The organism is Streptomyces sp. NPDC056480 (assembly GCF_042795405.1).
Lineage (GTDB): Bacteria > Actinomycetota > Actinomycetes > Streptomycetales > Streptomycetaceae > Streptomyces.
In genome coordinates, this window is the sequence record NZ_JBHTSA010000047.1 from 45,909 (window position 1) to 63,470 (window position 17,562).

Annotated in this window: 17 protein-coding genes; 12 read left to right on the plus strand and 5 right to left on the minus strand. The window is 74.0% G+C overall.

What is annotated here, in order from left to right; genetic code table 11:
• Nucleotides 1-7: 7 nt before the first annotated feature.
• From ACFQ79_RS21495 to ACFQ79_RS21510, 4 genes are all read left to right on the plus strand, one after another.
• Complete coding sequence (locus ACFQ79_RS21495) at nucleotides 8-628, plus strand: L-threonylcarbamoyladenylate synthase (RefSeq protein ID WP_383585823.1); 621 nt, start codon at nucleotides 8-10, stop codon at nucleotides 626-628.
• A gap of 177 nt (nucleotides 629-805) precedes the next feature.
• Complete coding sequence (locus ACFQ79_RS21500) at nucleotides 806-1,567, plus strand: metallophosphoesterase (protein WP_383585825.1); 762 nt, start codon at nucleotides 806-808, stop codon at nucleotides 1,565-1,567.
• Between the two features lie 102 nt (nucleotides 1,568-1,669).
• On the plus strand, nucleotides 1,670-3,145 hold the full coding sequence (locus ACFQ79_RS21505) for an AlkA N-terminal domain-containing protein (RefSeq protein ID WP_383585827.1): 1,476 nt from the start codon (nucleotides 1,670-1,672) through the stop codon (nucleotides 3,143-3,145).
• Nucleotides 3,146-3,166: 21 nt separating this feature from the next.
• Nucleotides 3,167-3,667 (plus strand): methylated-DNA--[protein]-cysteine S-methyltransferase, encoded by a 501-nt coding sequence (locus ACFQ79_RS21510; protein WP_383585829.1) that lies wholly within the window; start codon nucleotides 3,167-3,169, stop codon nucleotides 3,665-3,667.
• Between the two features lie 72 nt (nucleotides 3,668-3,739).
• Here the strand turns inward: ACFQ79_RS21510 and ACFQ79_RS21515 are convergent, their stop codons facing one another.
• Entirely contained in the window at nucleotides 3,740-4,459 is a 720-nt protein-coding gene (locus tag ACFQ79_RS21515; protein WP_383585831.1) for an NAD-dependent deacetylase, read from the minus strand.
• 63 nt (nucleotides 4,460-4,522) lie between these two features.
• On the opposite strand from ACFQ79_RS21515, the gene ACFQ79_RS21520 reads away from it, so the two are divergent.
• Nucleotides 4,523-4,726: a DUF2191 domain-containing protein gene (locus ACFQ79_RS21520; protein ID WP_383585833.1), complete on the plus strand. Its 204-nt coding sequence runs from the start codon at nucleotides 4,523-4,525 to the stop codon at nucleotides 4,724-4,726.
• A gap of 26 nt (nucleotides 4,727-4,752) precedes the next feature.
• Here the strand turns inward: ACFQ79_RS21520 and ACFQ79_RS21525 are convergent, their stop codons facing one another.
• Both ACFQ79_RS21525 and ACFQ79_RS21530 read right to left on the minus strand, forming a co-directional pair.
• Nucleotides 4,753-5,847: an ADP-ribosylglycohydrolase family protein gene (locus ACFQ79_RS21525; protein WP_383585835.1), complete on the minus strand. Its 1,095-nt coding sequence runs from the start codon at nucleotides 5,845-5,847 to the stop codon at nucleotides 4,753-4,755.
• A gap of 72 nt (nucleotides 5,848-5,919) precedes the next feature.
• A complete protein-coding gene (locus ACFQ79_RS21530; RefSeq protein ID WP_383585837.1) occupies nucleotides 5,920-7,623 on the minus strand; it encodes a BCCT family transporter in 1,704 nt (567 codons plus the stop codon).
• Nucleotides 7,624-7,735: 112 nt separating this feature from the next.
• Here ACFQ79_RS21530 and ACFQ79_RS21535 point away from each other — a divergent pair, with 112 nt between their 5' ends.
• On the plus strand, nucleotides 7,736-8,887 hold the full coding sequence (locus ACFQ79_RS21535) for a glycerate kinase (protein ID WP_383585839.1): 1,152 nt from the start codon (nucleotides 7,736-7,738) through the stop codon (nucleotides 8,885-8,887).
• 339 nt (nucleotides 8,888-9,226) lie between these two features.
• Here the strand turns inward: ACFQ79_RS21535 and ACFQ79_RS21540 are convergent, their stop codons facing one another.
• On the minus strand, nucleotides 9,227-10,426 hold the full coding sequence (locus ACFQ79_RS21540; protein WP_383585841.1) for a PucR family transcriptional regulator: 1,200 nt from the start codon (nucleotides 10,424-10,426) through the stop codon (nucleotides 9,227-9,229).
• A 206-nt stretch (nucleotides 10,427-10,632) separates the two neighbouring features.
• On the opposite strand from ACFQ79_RS21540, the gene ACFQ79_RS21545 reads away from it, so the two are divergent.
• Genes ACFQ79_RS21545 through ACFQ79_RS21565 form a run of 5 tightly spaced genes read left to right on the plus strand, consistent with a single transcriptional unit; the run spans nucleotide 10,633 to nucleotide 15,571 of the window.
• Nucleotides 10,633-11,451: an ABC transporter ATP-binding protein gene (locus ACFQ79_RS21545; RefSeq protein WP_383585843.1), complete on the plus strand. Its 819-nt coding sequence runs from the start codon at nucleotides 10,633-10,635 to the stop codon at nucleotides 11,449-11,451.
• Nucleotides 11,448-12,293 carry an ABC transporter ATP-binding protein gene (locus ACFQ79_RS21550; RefSeq protein ID WP_383585845.1) on the plus strand — a complete coding sequence of 282 codons (846 nt, stop codon included), beginning with the start codon at nucleotides 11,448-11,450 and terminating at the stop codon, nucleotides 12,291-12,293. Before ACFQ79_RS21545 ends, ACFQ79_RS21550 begins: the two co-directional genes overlap by 4 nt.
• Entirely contained in the window at nucleotides 12,290-13,180 is an 891-nt protein-coding gene (locus ACFQ79_RS21555) for a branched-chain amino acid ABC transporter permease (RefSeq protein WP_383585847.1), read from the plus strand. Before ACFQ79_RS21550 ends, ACFQ79_RS21555 begins: the two co-directional genes overlap by 4 nt.
• On the plus strand, nucleotides 13,173-14,309 hold the full coding sequence (locus tag ACFQ79_RS21560) for a branched-chain amino acid ABC transporter permease (protein WP_383585849.1): 1,137 nt from the start codon (nucleotides 13,173-13,175) through the stop codon (nucleotides 14,307-14,309). Before ACFQ79_RS21555 ends, ACFQ79_RS21560 begins: the two co-directional genes overlap by 8 nt.
• On the plus strand, nucleotides 14,306-15,571 hold the full coding sequence (locus tag ACFQ79_RS21565; protein ID WP_383585851.1) for an ABC transporter substrate-binding protein: 1,266 nt from the start codon (nucleotides 14,306-14,308) through the stop codon (nucleotides 15,569-15,571). The genes ACFQ79_RS21560 and ACFQ79_RS21565 overlap by 4 nt, the downstream gene beginning before the upstream one ends.
• A gap of 13 nt (nucleotides 15,572-15,584) precedes the next feature.
• On the opposite strand, the gene ACFQ79_RS21570 is transcribed toward ACFQ79_RS21565, so the two are convergent.
• The gene (locus ACFQ79_RS21570; protein WP_383585853.1) at nucleotides 15,585-16,424 is read right to left on the minus strand and encodes an NAD-dependent epimerase/dehydratase family protein; all 840 of its coding nucleotides are present in this window, start codon (nucleotides 16,422-16,424) and stop codon (nucleotides 15,585-15,587) included.
• Between the two features lie 58 nt (nucleotides 16,425-16,482).
• On the opposite strand from ACFQ79_RS21570, the gene ACFQ79_RS21575 reads away from it, so the two are divergent.
• On the plus strand, nucleotides 16,483-17,484 hold the full coding sequence (locus ACFQ79_RS21575; protein WP_383585855.1) for a GNAT family N-acetyltransferase: 1,002 nt from the start codon (nucleotides 16,483-16,485) through the stop codon (nucleotides 17,482-17,484).
• Nucleotides 17,485-17,562 lie beyond the last annotated feature (78 nt).

Here is a 17,562-nt window from a genome sequence, read left to right on the forward strand (position 1 = left end):
TGCCCGCATGGCGAAGTACTTCGACGTGCACCCCGACAACCCCCAGCCGCGCACCATCGGCACGGTGGCCGACAGCATCCGGAACGGTGCGCTCGTCGCGTACCCGACCGACTCCTGCTACGCGCTGGGCAGCCGACTCGGATCCAAGGACGGCATCAGCCGCATCCGGGCGATCCGCGACCTCGACGACCGGCATCACTTCACGCTCATGTGCCAGAACTTCGCCCAGCTGGGCCAGCTCGTGCACATCGACAACGACGTCTTCCGCGCGGTCAAGGCGGCGACCCCCGGCCCGTACACCTTCATCCTGCCCGCGACGAAGGAGGTGCCCCGGGCGCTCCTCCACCCCAAGAAGAAGACGGTCGGCGTCCGCATCCCCGACCACGTCGTCACCCAGGCCCTCCTCGCCGAGCTCGGCGAGCCCCTGCTCTCCAGCACCCTGCTGCTGCCCGACGAGGCGGAACCGCTGACACAGGGCTGGGAGATCAAGGAGCGGCTCGACCACCTGGTGGACGCGGTCCTCGACTCCGGCGACTGCGGCACCGAACCCACCACCGTCGTCGACTTCTCCAGCGGCGAGCCCGAGGTCCTGCGCCACGGCGCGGGCGACACCACGCGGTTCGAGTAGCGGCCGCGCCCGGACCGGGCCACGACCCGGGGCGCGCGGGCCACGGCTCGGGGGGGCTCAGGCCACCGCCCGGGCCGCCCGGGCCACGGCTCAGGAAGCGGCCCTTACGGCACGGACCGCGATCACCGTACGGTCGGGTGGGCATCCGCCCGCCCGACCGACGGAGGACCGAGCCACGTGATCGTCATCGCTCATGTCAGCGACATCCATGTCGACCTGGAGCAGCGCAGCGCCGACCGCACCGGCGCGGTCATGCGCTACCTGGAGGAACTGCCGTACGACCTGGCGGCCGTGGTCGTCACCGGCGACCTCGCCGACCACGCGGCCCCGGACGAGTACGCCCGCGTACGGGAGTTGCTCACCTCCCGTCATCCCCTCCTGGTCTGCCCGGGGAACCACGACGACCGGGCCGTCCTCCGGAAGGTCCTCCTCCCCGGGACGACCGGACCGCGCCCGTACGCCCCCGTCAACCAGCTGCTCCGGGGCGAGGGCTTCGTGATCGCCCTCTGCGACTCGTCCGTGCCCGGCAAGCACGACGGGTATCTGGAGGACGAGACCCTGGAGTGGCTGGACGGCGTCCTCGACGCCACACCGCGCGACGTACCCGTCCTCGTCGGCTTCCACCACCCGCCGGTCCCTCTGCACACCCCGTACGTGGACGAGATCCGGCAGTTCGGCCAGGAGCGGCTCGCCGCGCTCGCCGACCGGCACCCGCACCTGACGGCCTTCCTCGCGGGCCATGTCCACACCGCCGCCGCCACGACCTTCGCCGGGCGCCCGCTGCTCGTCGCGCCCGGAGTCGTCTCCTCGATCCGCCTCCCCTGGGAGCGCCCCGTGACGCATCCGCACATCCACCTCGACCAGCCGCCGGCGCTCGCCTTCCACGTCCTGGGGGACGACGGCAGGCTGACCACCCACTTCCGGTCGGTCGTGGTCTGACCTCGCGCTGGGGCCTTCCGGTCGGGGCCGGACCTCGGGCGCGTCGACGTCCATGTCGTTTTCTCGCCAGCCCGCGAGCCGTTCGTCCCCGATCCTGGACTCATGCACACCGACACCGAGCGCTGCGTACGGGCCGTCCAGTCGAAGGACGCCCGCTTCGACGGCGTGTTCTTCACCGCCGTCCGCACCACCCGGATCTACTGCCGGCCCAGCTGCCCGGTCGTCCCGCCCAAGCCCGAGAACATGGAGTTCCACGCCAGCGCCGCCTCCTGCCAGCGCGCCGGCTTCCGGGCCTGCAAGCGGTGCCGTCCCGACACCAGCCCCGGCTCGCCCGAGTGGAACGTCCGAGCCGACGCCGTCGCCCGCGCCGTCCGCCTCATCCAGGACGGCGTCGTCGACCGCGAGGGCGTGCCCGGGCTCGCCCGGCGGCTCGGCTGGTCCACCCGCCAGATCGAGCGCCAGCTCCTCGCCGAGCTCGGCGCGGGGCCGCTCGCCCTGGCCCGCGCCCAGCGCGCCCAGACCGCCCGGGTCCTCATCGAGACGACCCCGATGCCGCTCGGCGAGATCGCCTTCGCGGCCGGTTTCGCCTCGATCCGCACCTTCAACGACACCGTCCGCGAGGTCTTCGCCCTCACCCCGGGCGAGCTCCGCGCCCGCGCCGCCCGCCCCGCCGCCGGCCGGACACCCACCCCCGGGGTGATCAGCCTCCGGCTGCCCTTCCGCACCCCGCTGGAACCCTCCAACCTCTTCGGCCACCTCGCCGCGACCGCCGTCCCCGGCGTGGAGGAGTGGCGCGACGGCGCCTACCGCCGGACCCTCGCCCTCCCGTACGGACACGGCATCGTCGGCCTCGCCCCCCGCGCCGACCACATCGCCTGCCGGCTCTCCCTCACCGACCCCCGTGACCTCACCCACGCCATCAGCCGCTGCCGCCGGCTCCTCGACCTCGACGCCGACCCCGTCGCCGTCGACGAGAGACTGCGCGCCGACCCGCGGCTCGCGCCGATCGTCGACGCCGCCCCCGGCCGACGGGTGCCCGGGACCGTCGACCCCGCCGAGTTCGCCGTCCGGGCCGTCCTCGGCCAGCAGGTCTCCACCGCCGCCGCACGCACCCACGCCGCCCGGCTCGTCACCGCGTACGGCACCCCCGTCGACGACCCCGAGGGCGGCCTCACCCATCTCTTCCCGGGACCCGAGGCGCTCGCCGCCCTCGACCCCGAGACCCTGGCCCTGCCCCGCAGCCGCCGCACCACCCTCCTCACCCTGGTCCGGGCGCTCGCCGACGGCTCCCTCACCCTCGGCCCCGCCGACGACCGCGAGGAGGCCCGCGCCCGGCTGCTCGCCCTGCCCGGATTCGGCCCCTGGACCACCGAGATCATCGCCATGCGCGCCCTCGGCGACCCGGACGCCTTCCTTCCCGGCGACCTCGGCGTCCGCCGCGCCGCCGAGGGGCTCGGCCTGCCCGGCACCCCGGCCGCCCTCACCGCCCGCGCGGCGCACTGGCGCCCCTGGCGCGCGTACGCCGTCCAGTACCTCTGGGCGACCGACGACCACCCGATCAACCACCTGCCCGCGTAAAGGACCGTGAGGACCCCTCCCATGCCCGCCATCCAGCACACCGTCGTGGACAGCCCGTACGACCCGCTGACCCTCGTCGCCGTCGACGGCGTCCTCAGCCGCGTCCACATGACCGGCCAGCGCCACCGCCCGCCGGAGGAGACCTTCGGCGAGCCCGACCCGCGCCCCTTCGGGGAGACGATCCGCCAGCTCGACGCCTATTTCGCGGGTGAACTCACCGCGTTCGACCTGCCGTTGAACCTGATCGGCACACCGTTCCAGCTGCGGGTCTGGGAGGGTCTGCTGCGCATCCCGTACGGGGAGACCCGGACGTACGGCGAGCTCGCCGAGGAACTCGGCAATCCCGGCGCCTCCCGGGCCGTGGGGCTCGCCAACGGCAAGAACCCCGTCAGCATCATCGTCCCCTGCCACCGGGTGATCGGGGCGGGCGGCGGCCTCACCGGCTACGGCGGCGGCCTGGACCGCAAGCAGCGGCTGCTCGCCTTCGAATCGGGTACGGCGGAACCGGCCGCCCTCTTCTAGCGGAACCGGCCCCCCCTCGCCGGCCGCCCGCCTCCCTAGCGGAACCGGCCCCCCTCGCCGGCCGCCCCCTCCCTAGCGGAGCCGGTCGAGGAGCGCCGGCAGCGCCGTGCCGATCGGTTCGCGCACGACCTCGTCGGCGACGGCGTCGTACGGGGTGGGCTCGGCGTTCACGATGATCAGCCGGGCGCCGTGCTCCGCCGCGATCCCCGCGAGGGAGGCCGCCGGCTGGACCTGGAGGCTGCTGCCGACCACGACGAACACCCCGGTGGCCTTGGCGATCGACATGGCGTCGCCGAGCACCACCGGATCGAGCCGCTGCCCGAACATCACCGTCGCCGACTTCAGGATCCCGCCGCACGCCCGGCACGCCGGATCGTCCTCACCGGCCCGGACCCGGTCGAGCGCCTCCGCCATCGCCGAGCGCGCGTCGCAGGCCGTGCACACCACCGACCGTGCCGAGCCGTGGAGTTCGAGGACCTTCCGGGCGGGCACCCCGGCGGCCTGGTGCAGTCCGTCCACGTTCTGCGTGATCACCCGCAGCGCGTTCCCGCTCGTCCGCTCGTACGCGGCGATCGCGCGGTGCGCCACGTTCGGCTCGGCGCGCAGGACCGGACCGTCGAGCCGCATCCGCCACGAGCGGCGGCGGATCTCCGGATCGGCCATGTACGGCCCGTACGTGACGAGCCGCTCGGCCTCGGGGTCCTTCCGCCACACGCCGTCGGGACCCCGGTAGTCGGGGATGCCCGAGTCGGTGGAGATACCGGCGCCACTGAAGATCGCGACCATCGTCATACCAGGACCCTAAGCACCACCGAACCGCTCCGCGAGCGGGTTTCCCGGTGCTACGTTCCCGCCATGGCCAAGGTGAACATCGGTCTCGACGCCGAACTCGTCGTGGAAGTCATGGTCCTGGCCGGCATCGGCATTCCCCAGGACGCCGTCGAGGCAGTGGTCCGCGACTACATCGCCCGCGGCCACCGCACGGAGGCACGAGCCGTCAGCCGGGACGAACCGCAGCGCACCGGCGAGATCGTCCCGCCGGAGCCGCCGCAGGGCTGACGGGGACCGGCAACGGGTGACGGGGGTCAGGAGGACTCCGCCAACCGCACGGTCCGCTGCGCCAGTTCACGGATGCCGACCCCGTCGAAGCCGAAGACCGCGCTGCGCACCCGGTCCCGCAGCGGCTCCGACCACTGCGGCGGGATCGCGGCCGCGCCGCACCACACCCCCGCCACCGAACCGGCCGTCGCACCGTTGGAGTCCGTGTCCAGGCCGCCGCGCACGGTCAGGGCGATGGTCCGGGTGAAGTCCCCCTCCCCGTAGAGGAGTCCGGCGGTCAGCACGGCCGCGTTGGGGACGGTGTGGATCCAGCCCAGCCCCGCCGTCCGCTCCGCGAGTTCCGCGAGGGTCTCCGACCAGCCGAGGCCCGCCTCGTACAGCGCGATCGTGCCCCGCACGGTCCGCGCGAGCCGGCAGCTCGCCGGGATCCGCTCCAGGGACGCCTCCAGGGAGGACCGGACGTCCGGCGCGGTGAAGGCCGCCGCGATCAGCGCCGCCGCCCACATCGCCCCGTACACGCCGTTCCCGGTGTGCGAGAGGACCGCGTCGCGGCGCGCGAGCGAGGAGGCGCGGAGCGGGTCGCCCGGGCAGGTCCATCCGTACACGTCGGCCCTGATCAGCGCCCCGATCCACTCCTGGTACGGATTGTCGTACGTGGCCGTCAGCGGCGGTCGCAGCCCGTTCGCGAGGTTCCGGTACGCGGCCCGCTCGGCGGTGAAGGTCTGGAGGTACGGCATCCGCAGCAGCCACTCCCGGCCCACCTGCTCGGTCGTGAAGGCGGAGCCGTACTCCTCAAGGACGCGCAGCCCCAGGATCGACCAGTCCACGTCGTCGTCCCGGCAGCTGCCGTCGATCCCGCCGCGCACGCACCGCCGCCACTCGGGGCGCAGCTCGAAGCCGGTGGCGCCGGGCGGCGGGGGCGGCAGGTAGTCGGTGAGCGGGAGCGCGTCGGCCAGCCGCAGATAGGCGTCGATGCGTTCCCGGGTCCAGTGGTCACCCTGCTCGACGGGCTTGCCCAGCATGTTCCCGGCGATCCGGCCGGTCCAGCCGCCCAGGACACGGTCCGCGAGTTCCGCACAGGGGAGCTTCCTACGCCGGGGCTCCCCGGGTGTCAGGCCCATACCTCCGGTGTACCGAACCGGGCGGCCGTCCGCGCGCCGGAGCGTCTCCCGGTCGGCCCCGAGGGGGCCGGGTCAGCCCTGCGGGGTGCCGGTCCCCTCCGGAGGATCCGTGTCCGTGCCCGCCTTCGCCGCCCCGCGCGGCCGGTGACGGGAGTCGCCGCCCTGCTCCGTCATCGCCTCGCCGACCAGCGTCCGCACCGCGTCCCGCAGACCGTGCAGGGCGTGCTGCCGGGCCGGGCCCGCGCCGGGGTCCTCGCGCAGCTCCTTCAGGAGCGCCCAGCACAGCACCAGCATCACCACCACGAACGGCAGCGCCACCAGGATGGTCGCCGTCTGGAGCGACTTCAGACCGCCCGCCACGAGCAGCACCGCCGCCACGGCGGCCATCAGGACCCCCCACGTCACCACCAGCCAGGTCGGCGGGTTCAGCGAGCCCCGGCTCGTCAGCGAACCCATGACGAGCGAGGCCGAATCCGCGCTGGTGATGAAGTACGTCATCACCAGGAGCATCGCCACGACCGAGGTGACCGTGCCGATCGGCAGCGCCTCCAGCATCGCGAACAGCGAGGCCTCCGCCCCGTCCTTCACCGCCGTCGCCAGGTCCGCCGCGCCCGTCGACTCCAGCCGGATCGCCGTACCGCCCATCACGCAGAACCAGACCACCGTCGCCCCGGACGGCACCAGCAGCACGCCCACCAGGAACTCCCGGATCGTGCGGCCGCGCGAGATCCGGGCGATGAAGGTGCCGACGAACGGCGCCCACGACAGCCACCACGCCCGGTAGAAGATCGTCCACGCCCCGAGCCACTCACGGTCGGTGAACGCGCCCGTACGGCTCGCCATCGGCAGCAGCTCGTGCAGATAGCCGCCGACGGATGCCGGGATGGTGTCCAGGATGTACACGGTCGGGCCGAGCAGGAAGACGAACAGCATCAGACAGCCCGCGAGGACGATGTTGATCGTGGACAGCCACTTCACGCCCTTGTGCAGACCCGAGAAGGCCGACAGGACGAAGGCCCCGGAGAGCGACACGATGATGATCAGCTGGGTGGCGGTGGAGTCCTCCACGCCCATCGTCAGGTTCAGGCCCTCGGACACCTGGAGGGTGCCGAGTCCCAGGCTCGTCGCCGTGCCGAACACCGTCGCGAACACCGCGAGCAGATCGATCGCCCTGCCCGGCCAGGAATCCGCCCGACGGGCCCCGATCACCGGCACGAACGCGGAGCTCAGCCGGTTGCCGCGGCCCTTGCGGAAACCCGCGTACGCCAGCGCGAGGCCGGCGATGCCGTAGATCGCCCAGGGGGTCAGCGTCCAGTGGAAGAACGAGTACTCCAGAGCCGTACGGGCCGCGGGCCCGGTCCCCGCCGGGACGCCGGTCGCCGGGGGAGGGCTCAGGAAGTGCGTGAGGGGCTCCCCGACCCCGTAGAACATCAGGCCGATGCCCATGCCCGCGCTGAACATCATCGCGATCCACGCCACGTTCGTGAACTCGGGCTCCGAGTCGTCCGCGCCCAGCCGGATCCGGCCGAAGCGGCTCAGCGCGATCACCACGCACAGCACCAGGAAGGTGTCCGCGGCCACCACGAACAGCCAGGCGAAGTTGTCGAGCACCCACCGCAGGGCCGAGGACGAGGCACGGTCGAAGGAGTCCTCGCCGAGGGCCGCCCAGGCGACCACGGCCACCACCGCCGCCATCCCGATCATGATGACCGTGCCGTCGGGCCTGTGCCGTTCCTGCTGCTCCTGAGGGGCCCGGTCGATCGGTTCCGTACTCATGCGACCCCACTATGGTGCGAAATATCCGCCGATCCGGGGGTGGCACGCCGTCCGGCGGTACGGATAGGGTCGGCCTCGGCGCGACTGCACGTTCGAAAGCAAGGGATGCAAGGTGACGGACGGGGCAGCAACTCAGGTCGCTCACGTGCTCGTGGCGGCCGACAAGTTCAAGGGCTCGCTCACGGCCGTGCAGGTCGCGGAGCGGGTCACAGCAGGACTGCGACGGGTGATCCCGGAGCTCACGGTGGAGACCCTGCCCGTCGCCGACGGCGGCGACGGCACCGTCGCGGCGGCCGTCGCGGCCGGATTCGAACGCCGCGAGGTCCTGGTGACGGGGCCGCTCGGCGAGCAGGTCACCGCCGCGTTCGCGCTGCGCGACACCACCGCGGTCGTCGAGATGGCCGAGGCCTCCGGGCTCCAGCTCCTCCCGGCCGGCGTCTTCGCCCCGCTGACCGCGACCACGTACGGATCCGGCGAACTGCTCCGCGCGGCGCTCGACGCCGGCGCGACCACCGTCGTCTTCGGCGTCGGCGGCAGCGCCACCACCGACGGCGGCGCCGGCATGCTCGCCGCGCTCGGCGCCCGCTTCCTCGACGCGTCCGGCGCGCCCGTCGGCCCCGGCGGCGCGGCCCTCGCCGACCTCGCCACGGCCGACCTCACCGGCCTCGACCCCCGCTTCGCCTCGGTCGACCTCATCCTCGCGAGCGACGTCGACAACCCGCTCACCGGGCCCAAGGGCGCCCCCGCGGTCTACGGGCCGCAGAAGGGCGCCACGCCCGACGACGTCCGGACCCTCGACGCGGCCCTCGCCCACTTCGCCACCGTCCTGGAGAAGGCCATCGGCCCCAAGGCGGCCGAGGCGGCCGTCGCCCCCGGCGCGGGCGGCGCGGGCGGCATCGGCTACGGCGCGCTCATCCTCGGCGCGAGCTTCCGGCCCGGCATCGAGCTGATGCTGGAGGTCCTGGGCTTCGCCCCCGCCCTGTCGCGGGCGACCCTCGTCATCACGGGCGAGGGCTCCCTCGACGAGCAGACCCTGCACGGCAAGGCCCCGGCGGGCGTCGCGGCGGCGGCGCGGGCGGCGGGCAAGGAGGTCGTCGCGGTCTGCGGCCGCCTGGCCCTGGCGCCGGAGGCGCTGGGCAGGGCGGGGATCCGCCGTGCGTACGCCCTCTCGGCGCTGGAGTCGGACCCGGCGAAGTCCATGGCGAACGCGGGCCCGCTCCTGGAGGAAGCGTCGGCGAACATCGCCCGGGACTTCCTGAAGTAGCCCCGAGGCTGTGGGCGGCGCCCACCGGCCCGGGCCGCCCGCTCTGCCGGGGCCGTGCCCACCCCGCCGCCCACGTTGTGGGCATCTGTTCCGCTGGGGCGGAACGGGTGGGCACAACGGAACGGCGCCCTTTGCCGGGCCTAGGCTTCCGCGCCTGAACCCGCACCCCAGGTGCGGTGCACTGTCGGGGTGCGGGTCCAGGCGCAAGGGGCGGAGGCGCCGCCTAGGGCGCCGTCCCGTGTGCCCACCCGTCCCGCCCTGCGGGACGATTGCCCACACGGGGGTGGGCGAGGGCTTCCCGGCGCGTCGCCCCGCGGCGAGCGCATCGCCCGCCACGCCCTACCCCGGCGACGTCAAGCGGAACGCGTCCAGCGCCAGGGTCATCTCCGTGAGGTCCCGCGGTCGCGACAGCGACCGGGCCGTCAGCTGTTCCAGCCGCCGCAGCCGGTTGAAGACCGTGTTCCGGTGGCAGTAGAGCCGTCCCGCCGCCCGCCCCGCCGACCCCTCGCACTCCAGCCACGCGTCCAGCGTCTCCAGGAGCACCGCCCGGTCCGCCGGGTCCAGTTCCAGCAGCCCGCCCAGGACGTCCGCGACGAGCAGGCTCGCCACCTCCGGCTGGGCCACCACCAGCGCGCCCGCCATCCGCCGGTCGAGCCGTACGATCTCGCGGCTCCCCGGCGGGCACGTCCGCAGTGCCAGCTCGGCGAGCCGTCGCGCCCGGCCCAGCTCGGTCAGGCCCACCACCACCGGGCTGATCCCGCCAGGGCCCGGGCACCGACCGTCGAGGAGTTCCGACAGCGCGTCCAGACCGGTGTCCCCGCCGAGCGCGACCACGCCCAGCTCACAGTCGGCCCCCATCCGCCACAGGAACCGCACGCCCTCGCCCTGTACCTGCCGGTGGAACAGCTCCCGTTCCTCCCGCCGGTCGTAGCGCAGGACGACCACCGCGTACCGCCCCTGCTCGGGCAGGTCCAGGCCCGCCGCCGCCCGCGCCACCAGCTCCGGCGACCGTTGGCCCTGGAGCAGTGCGTCGAGGAGCGCCTGGAGCTGTTCGTCCGTACGGCGGCGCAGTTCGAGCTCGGTCGTCCGGTACGCCTCCGACGCCGTGTCCGCCTGCGCGTCCACCGCCGACCACACCGTCGTCGCCGACTGCATCAGCGCCGCCAACTGCGCCGTGTCCGTCCCCGCGCCCTCGATCAGCGCGTCCCAGACGAGATGTCCGGCGTGCCGGTAGGCGTGCACGACCAGTTCGAGCGGCATGCCCTGGGCGGCCCGCCGCCGGCCCATCTCGTCCGCGTGCTCCAGGTCCCGCCGGGGCGAGCTCCGGGGCGCCGAGATCATCTCGATCCCGATGCGTATCGCCTCCTCGGCCTCCTGCCAGTGCTGGTCGTACGGCAGGATCCGCCCGTAGGCGGGCTCGTACGCGTGGAGTTCCCTCAGATGCTCGTCCACCAGCTCCGGCACCCGCTCAAGAAGCGCCGTGCACGCCTGCGCGAGCACCTTCCAGTCGTCACCGGTCCGCCGTCTGCGCCGTCCCATGCCCGGAGGATCCACTGCTCCGGCCCCCTCCGCACAGCCCTGACGCGCAGCGTTGTGCGCATGCACAGCCCTTCGGCGCGCCCGCTGGTCACCGGCAGCGATTCGGCCGCGGGCCGTGGACGCGCGGTCCGGCCCGGTGCTGGGGTGAGCGCCATCGAACGGCCGAGTAACAAGCAGCGGCCGGGAACACCGGAAAAAGGGGAACCATGGGAGGTACCGCACCCGCCCTCGAGGTGACGGACCTGACGGCGGGATACGGACCGGTACACGCCTTGCGACAGGTGTCGCTGACCGTGCCGGCGGGTGAGGTCGTCACCGTCCTCGGGGCCAACGGGGCCGGCAAGTCGACGCTGCTGCGGGCGGTCTCGCGCACCCTCCGGTTCCACGGCGGCGCCGTGGTCTCCGGCACGGTGCGCCGCGACGGCCGGCCGCTCGACGGGCTGCCGCCCGACCGCGTCGTCGCGGCCGGAGTCTCCCAGGTGCCCGAGGGCCGTCAGGTCTTCGCCCGGATGACGGTCGAGGACAACCTGCGCGCAGGAGCGCTCGGCAGCCGCGGCGGACGGGCGGCCAAGGCGGCCTCCCTGCGCCGGGTCCACGAGCTGTTCCCGGTGCTCGCGGAGCGGGCCCGCCAGCCCGCCGGGCTGCTCTCCGGCGGCGAACAGCAGATGCTGGCCGTCGGCCGCGCCCTGATGGCCTCGCCCGGCCTGCTCCTGCTCGACGAACCCTCGCTCGGGCTCGCCCCGCTGATGGCGGCCCGGATCGCGGACGCCGTCCGGGAGATCAACGCCCAGGGCACCGCGGTGCTGCTCGTCGAGCAGAACGCGGCGCTCGCCCTGCGGCTCGCCTCCCGCGCCTACGTCCTGGAGGTCGGCGAGGTCACCCTCTCGGGCCCGGCCGCCGAACTCGCCGCCTCCGACGAGGTACGCCGCCGCTATCTGGGCGTGGTCGACGAGGACGCCGCCGCCGACGCGGCCCGTGCCCGCGCCACGCACCCGGTCCTGTCCCGCTGGGAGGAAACCCGATGACAGCACGGCCGACACCGCCCTCGTCACCCGGCCCCGCGTCACCACCCGCCCCCGGCGTCCCGGCCCCCGACGTCCCCGCCCTCGAAGTCCGCGACCTCACCGTCCGCTTCGCCGGCCTCACCGCCCTCGACGCCGTCGGCTTCACCGTCCGGCCCGGGACCGTGCACGCCCTCATCGGGCCCAACGGCGCCGGGAAGTCCACCTGCTTCAACGTCCTGTCCGGTGTCTACCGCGCCACCGAGGGCTCCGTCCGCCTCGGCCCGCACGAGCTGACCGCCCTGCCCCCGCACCGGATCGCGGACCTCGGCGTCGGCCGGATCTTCCAGAACCTGGCCCTGCCGCCCCGCGCCACCGTCGAGGACAGCCTGATGCTCGGCCGCCACCGGCTGACCCGCACCGGCTTCGTCGCCGCAGGGCTGCGCCTGCCCTCCGCCGCCCGCGAGGAGGCACGCCACCGCGCCCGCGTCCGGGAGATCGCCGCCTTCGTCGGCCTGGAGCAGCAGCTCGCACGACCGGCGGGCTCGCTCCCGTACGGACAGCAGAAGCTCGCCGAACTGGCCCGCGCCCTCTGCATGGAGCCGAAGCTGCTGCTCCTCGACGAGCCCGTCGCCGGGATGACCGCCGACGAGCGCCGCCGCACCGCATCGGTCATCGCCGGGGTCCGCGACAGCCTGGGCATCTCGGTGCTCCTCGTCGAGCACGACATGGGCCTGGTGATGCGGCTCGCCGACTCCGTCACCGTCCTCGACTTCGGCCGCCGGATCGCCGACGGGGCACCCGCCGACGTGCAGAACGACCCGGCGGTCGTCCGCGCCTACCTCGGAGAGGAGTCCGCCGCGTGAGCACCTTCGCCGAGTTCCTGATCAACGGCATCTCACTGGGCTCGATCTACGCCCTCATCGCCCTCGGTTTCGTGGTCATCTTCCGGGCCACCGAGGTCGTCAACTTCGCCCACGCCTCCCTCCTCCTCGCCGGCGGCTACGTCACCGCCGTCCTCCACGACGAGATCGGCTTCTGGCCCGCCCTGCTCGCCGGCATCGCGGGCGCGGCGGTGGTCGGCGCGGCCGTCGAGTTCTTCGTGATGCGCCGCCACCGGGGCACCGACCACAGCGTCCTCGCCATCGTCACCATCGGCGTCGACATCCTCCTCGCCACCGAGCTGACCCGGCGGATCGGCACCGACATCCTCGCCCTCGGCGACCCGTGGGGGGACGCCGTCGTCACCGTCGGCGGGGTCACCATCGCGGAGACGCGGATCGCCGCGCTGCTCGCGGCGGCCCTCCTCATCACCGCGTTCCTGCTCGCCTTCCGGTACACCTCCTGGGGCGTCGCCATGCGGGCAGCAGCCGAGAACCAGGAGACCGCCGCCCTCATGGGCATCCGGCTCGGCCGGGTCTCGCTCGGCGCCTGGGCGGTCGCCGGCGGTCTCGCCGCCGTCGCCGCGCTCTTCCTCACCGTCTTCCCGACCCCGGGACTCGAACGGGCCACCTCGCTCGCCGCGCTCAAGGCCTTCCCCGCCGCCATCCTCGGCGGCCTCGACTCCACCACGGGCGCCCTCGTGGGCGGTCTCCTCGTCGGCGTCACCGAGTCCCTCGCCACCGGCTACCAGAGCGACCTGGCGTTCCTCGGCCGGGGGATCGGCGACCTCGCCCCGTATCTCGTCATGGTCGCGGTGCTCCTGATCCGCCCGGCCGGACTCTTCGGCACGAAGGAGCTCGCCCGTGTCTGAGACCCTCGCCCGGAGCGGCCTGCGGGTCGGCAGTCCCGCGGTGTACGGAGGGGCCGCCGCCTGCCTCGTCCTCCTCGTCCTGCCCTTCTACCTGGACCGGTTCTGGCTCCAGGCCGGCCTGTTCGCGATGGCCGCCGCCATCGGCGCGATCGGCATCAACCTGCTGACCGGCGCCACCGGACAGCTCTCGATGGGGCACGCCTTCTTCCTCGCCGTCGGCGCCTACGGCTACTGCGCCTTCGCCGGGGACGGTGCCGACGGGCTCGCCGGACTCGGCCTGCCCGGCTGGCTCGCCGCCGTTCTCGCCGTCGCCCTCTCGGGTCTGGCCGGCGGGGTGTTCAGCCCCATCGCGGGACGGCTGCGGGGCGCGTACCTCGGCATCGCCACCCTCGCGCTGATCTTCATCGGCCAGCACGTGCTCTTCAACGCCCATGACCTGACGGGCGGCTTCAACGGTCGCGCGGTCCCGCCGCTCTCCCTCTTCGGGCTGACCTTCGACGACACCGAACTCCTCGTCGCCCAGGTGCCGTTCGGTGCGGTGGAGAAGCTCTGGTACCTCGGTCTGGTGCTGCTCCTCGGCGGGGTGCTCTTCGCCCGCGGCGTCCTCCGGGGCCGCCCCGGACGGGCGATGAACGCCATCCGCGACCACCGGATCGCCGCCGGCGTCATGGGCATCCCGGTCGCCCGCTACCGCGGCGCCGTCTTCGTCCTGTCCTCGATGTACGCGGGCCTCGCGGGCGTCCTGCTCGCCCTGGTCTTCCAGCGGACGGTGCCGGAGTACTTCGGCATGGCGCTCTCCCTCGAATACCTCGCCATGATCGTCATCGGAGGTCTCGGCTCGGTCGCGGGAGCGGTCGCCGGAGGCGTCTTCGTCTCCCTCCTGCCCCAGCTCCTCAACCGCTACAGCGACGCGCTCCCGCTGGTCTCCGCCCCGGGAACGGGCGGCATCGCACCGGGGGAGGCCGCGCGCTACCTGTACGGCGCCGCCGTCGTCGCGGTGGTCCTGTTCCTGCCCGGAGGCCTGGCCCGGCTGGCCGCCCGAAGGCCCGGCAGACCCGGAAGCGCCGGCACCCCCAAGACCCCCATGCACACCCCGACCACCACCGAACCCTCAGGGGAGGCACGATGAACCACCGACGACAGGCCGTGCGGGGCCTGGCCGCCGCGCTCGCCGCACTGGTCGCCCTCACCGCCGCCGGATGCAGCTCCAAGGCGAAGACCGGCGACGGCAAGCAGACCGGCGCGGGCGGGGTGAAGACCGGTGAGGGCGTCACCGACAAGACGATCTCGCTCGGCGCGCTCACCGACATGACCGGCGTGTACGCCACCCTCGGCAAGAGCGTCACCCAGGCCCAGCAGCTGTACGTGAAGCAGGTCAACGCCGCCGGCGGGATCTGCGGCCGGCAGCTGGAGCTGACGGTCCGCGACCACGGCTACGACCCGCAGAAGGCGCTCGCCGCCTACACCGAACTGGAGCCGAAGGTCGTCGGCTACACCCAGTTCATCGGCTCCCCGTTCGTCGCCGCCGTCAAGCCCCGGGTCGACACCACGGACAAGGGCCTCGTCCTCCCGCAGGCCTGGTCGGCCTCGCTGCTCGGCTCCCCGTACATCCGCGTCCTCGGCGCCACGTACGACGTCGAGACCATCAACGCCGTCGACTTCCTGCTCAAGGAGAAGGGCCTGAAGTCGGGCGACAAGCTCGGCCACGTCTACTTCGAGGGCGACTACGGCGAGAACGCGCTCAAGGGCTCGAAGTACGCGGCGGAGAAGGCCGGCCTGACCGTCGTCGAGCAGAAGATCAAGCCCACCGACAACGACATGTCGGCGCAGGTCGCGGCGCTCAAGCAGGCCGGCGTCAAGGCCGTCGTCATCAGCGCCGGCCCCCGCCAGGCCGCCTCCCTCGTCGGAGTCGCCGCCGCCACCGGCCTCAAGGTCCCCGTCGTCGGGAACAACTCCGCCTTCGCGCCGCAGCTCCTCGGCACCCAGGCCGGCCCCGCCCTGGAGAAGATGTACTGGTTCGCCTCGCCGAGCCTCCCCATCGGCGCGGACACCCCGACCGCGAAGAAGCTCGTCGCCGACTACAAGGCCGCCTACCCGAGCGACTCCCTCGACAACGGCATCGTCGCCGGCTGGACCGCGGCGAGCGTCTTCGGCGAGGCCCTGAAGAAGGCATGCGAGAGCAAGGACCTCACCCGCGACGGCGTCGACAAGGCGCTCCTGACGCTGACGTCCTACGACGCCGGCTTCGGGATGAGCCACGACCTCGGCGACCCCAAGGCCCCGTCGTCCCGCGAGTCCGTCATCATCCAGCCGGACAAGAAGGTCCCCGGCGGCATGCGGACCGTCCGGCAGCCCTTCGTCGCGGACGCCGCGAAGTCCTACACCCCGTAACGGGCCGGCCGGGTCAGCCCGCGTCCCGGTCCGCGAAGCCCGTCCGCCAGGACGGGCGGGCCGGGACCCAGCCCAGGGCCCGGGCCCGGGCGTTCACCGCGCCCCGGGCCCAGGGCGCCCCGCCCCCGCTCCGCGTCGGGGCCGGGACCCCCAGGGCCTCCGCGAGGACCGGCAGCCAGGCGTGGCCGGGCGCGGGCTCGTCGTCCACGACGTTGTACGCGCCCGAGGGCCACGCGAGAGCCCGTACGGCAGCGTCCGCCGCGTCGGCGACGTGCACGAAGGAGCTCACCGCGTCGTCGGCCGCCGTGCTCCCGAGGAACCGGGCCGCCGGATCGCCGGCGAGCGCGGCGGCCACGGCGCCGCCCGGGGCGTACCAGGTGCCGGGGCCGTACAGGATCCCGTACCGCAGCACGACCGCCTCGGGGAGCTCGGCCACGGTGTCCTCCAGGGCCCGCACCCCGGCGACGATCCGCGACCGGGGCGGCTCGTCCGTCGGGTCGAGCGGTACGGACTCGTCGGCGGGGCCGTCGCCGGGGGCGTACGCCCAGCTGATCGACTGCGCGACGATCCGGCCGACGCCGGCCCCGCGCGCCGCGTCCACCAGGTTCCGGGTGCCCTCGATCCGTACGCGGTCGTTCGCGGCCCCGTCCGCCGCACCCAGGTCCGTGAGCTGGTGGACCACGGCGTCCGGCGCCGCCTCGGCCACCGCACGGCGCACCGCTCCGGCGTCCAGGACGTCCACGGGGTGCGGACCGCGCCGGGACAGACCCACGACCTCGTGGCCGGCCGCCTCCAGACGCGGCACGAGCTGACGACCGACGACGCCCGTGGCGCCCGCTACCAGTACACGCATGGGCCCAGGGTAAAAGATCTTCACGTGCCCGAAACATCGCGGTGTGAAGCTCGGGGCCATGACTGCACGCATCGAGGAGAACCGTTCCCACGCCCGCCTCCCTGACCTGCTGGCCGCCTACCACCTGGTCAACCAGGCCGAGAAGGGGACGGCGGTGGAGGCGGTCGCCCAGCTCCCCGCCGTATACCGCGCAGAGGTCGAGGACCCGGCCGGCGCCTTCGCCGCCGACACGGTCCTGCTCGCCACCCCGCCCGGTGACGGCCTCCCGGCCGGCTGCGTCGTCCTCAAGGCCCCGTACGGGGGCCGGGCGCCCGAGATCAAGCGGCTCTGGGTCGCGCCGGAGGCCCGTCGCAAGGGGATCGCGAAGGCCCTCATGGCCGCGGCCCTGCGCCGCGCGGCGGTCTCCGGCGCCGCCGCCGTACGCCTCACCGTCTGGAACTGGCGCGAGGAGCCCCTGGCCCTCTACCGCGCTCTGGGCTTCGAGACGGTCGCCTCCTGGGACGAGCGGCCCGACCTCCTGTGCCTGGAGAAGCCGTTCGACGTCATCGAGCGCCTCAGCCCCGAGGCCGTGCGGGCGCACGCCTCCGCGGGTCTCGCCGCGCTCCTCGTCGACGCCGTGGACTCCGGCGCCTCCGTCGGCTTCCTGGCGCCGCTCGCGGCTCCCGAGGCCGCCGCCTGGTGGGAGCGCGTCGCCGAGGAGGCGGCCGAGGGCGTACGGGACGTCTGGGCGGCCCACGGCCCCGACGGGGGTCTCGCCGGTGTCGTCACCCTCGTCCGCGGCGGCGCGGCCAACGGCAGGCACCGCGGCGAGATCGCCCGCCTCCTGGTGCACCGCTCGGCCCGCGGCGGAGGCCTCGGACACCGGCTGCTCGCCACGGCCGAGGCCCACGCCGCCGCCACCGGCCTCGGCCTGCTCGTCCTGGACACCCAGACCGACAGCCCGGCCGAGCGCCTCTACCGGAGCGCGGGCTGGACGGCCGCCGGCACGATCCCGGACTTCGCCGCCGACCCGGCGGGCGTCCTGCGCGCGACCACGCTCTACTACAAGCGCCTCGGCTAGACCGGGGGAACGGAGAAGGGCCCCGGAGGCGAATCGCCTCCGGGGCCCGTAACGTCTGTTCGTGGTAGCGCTAAGGCC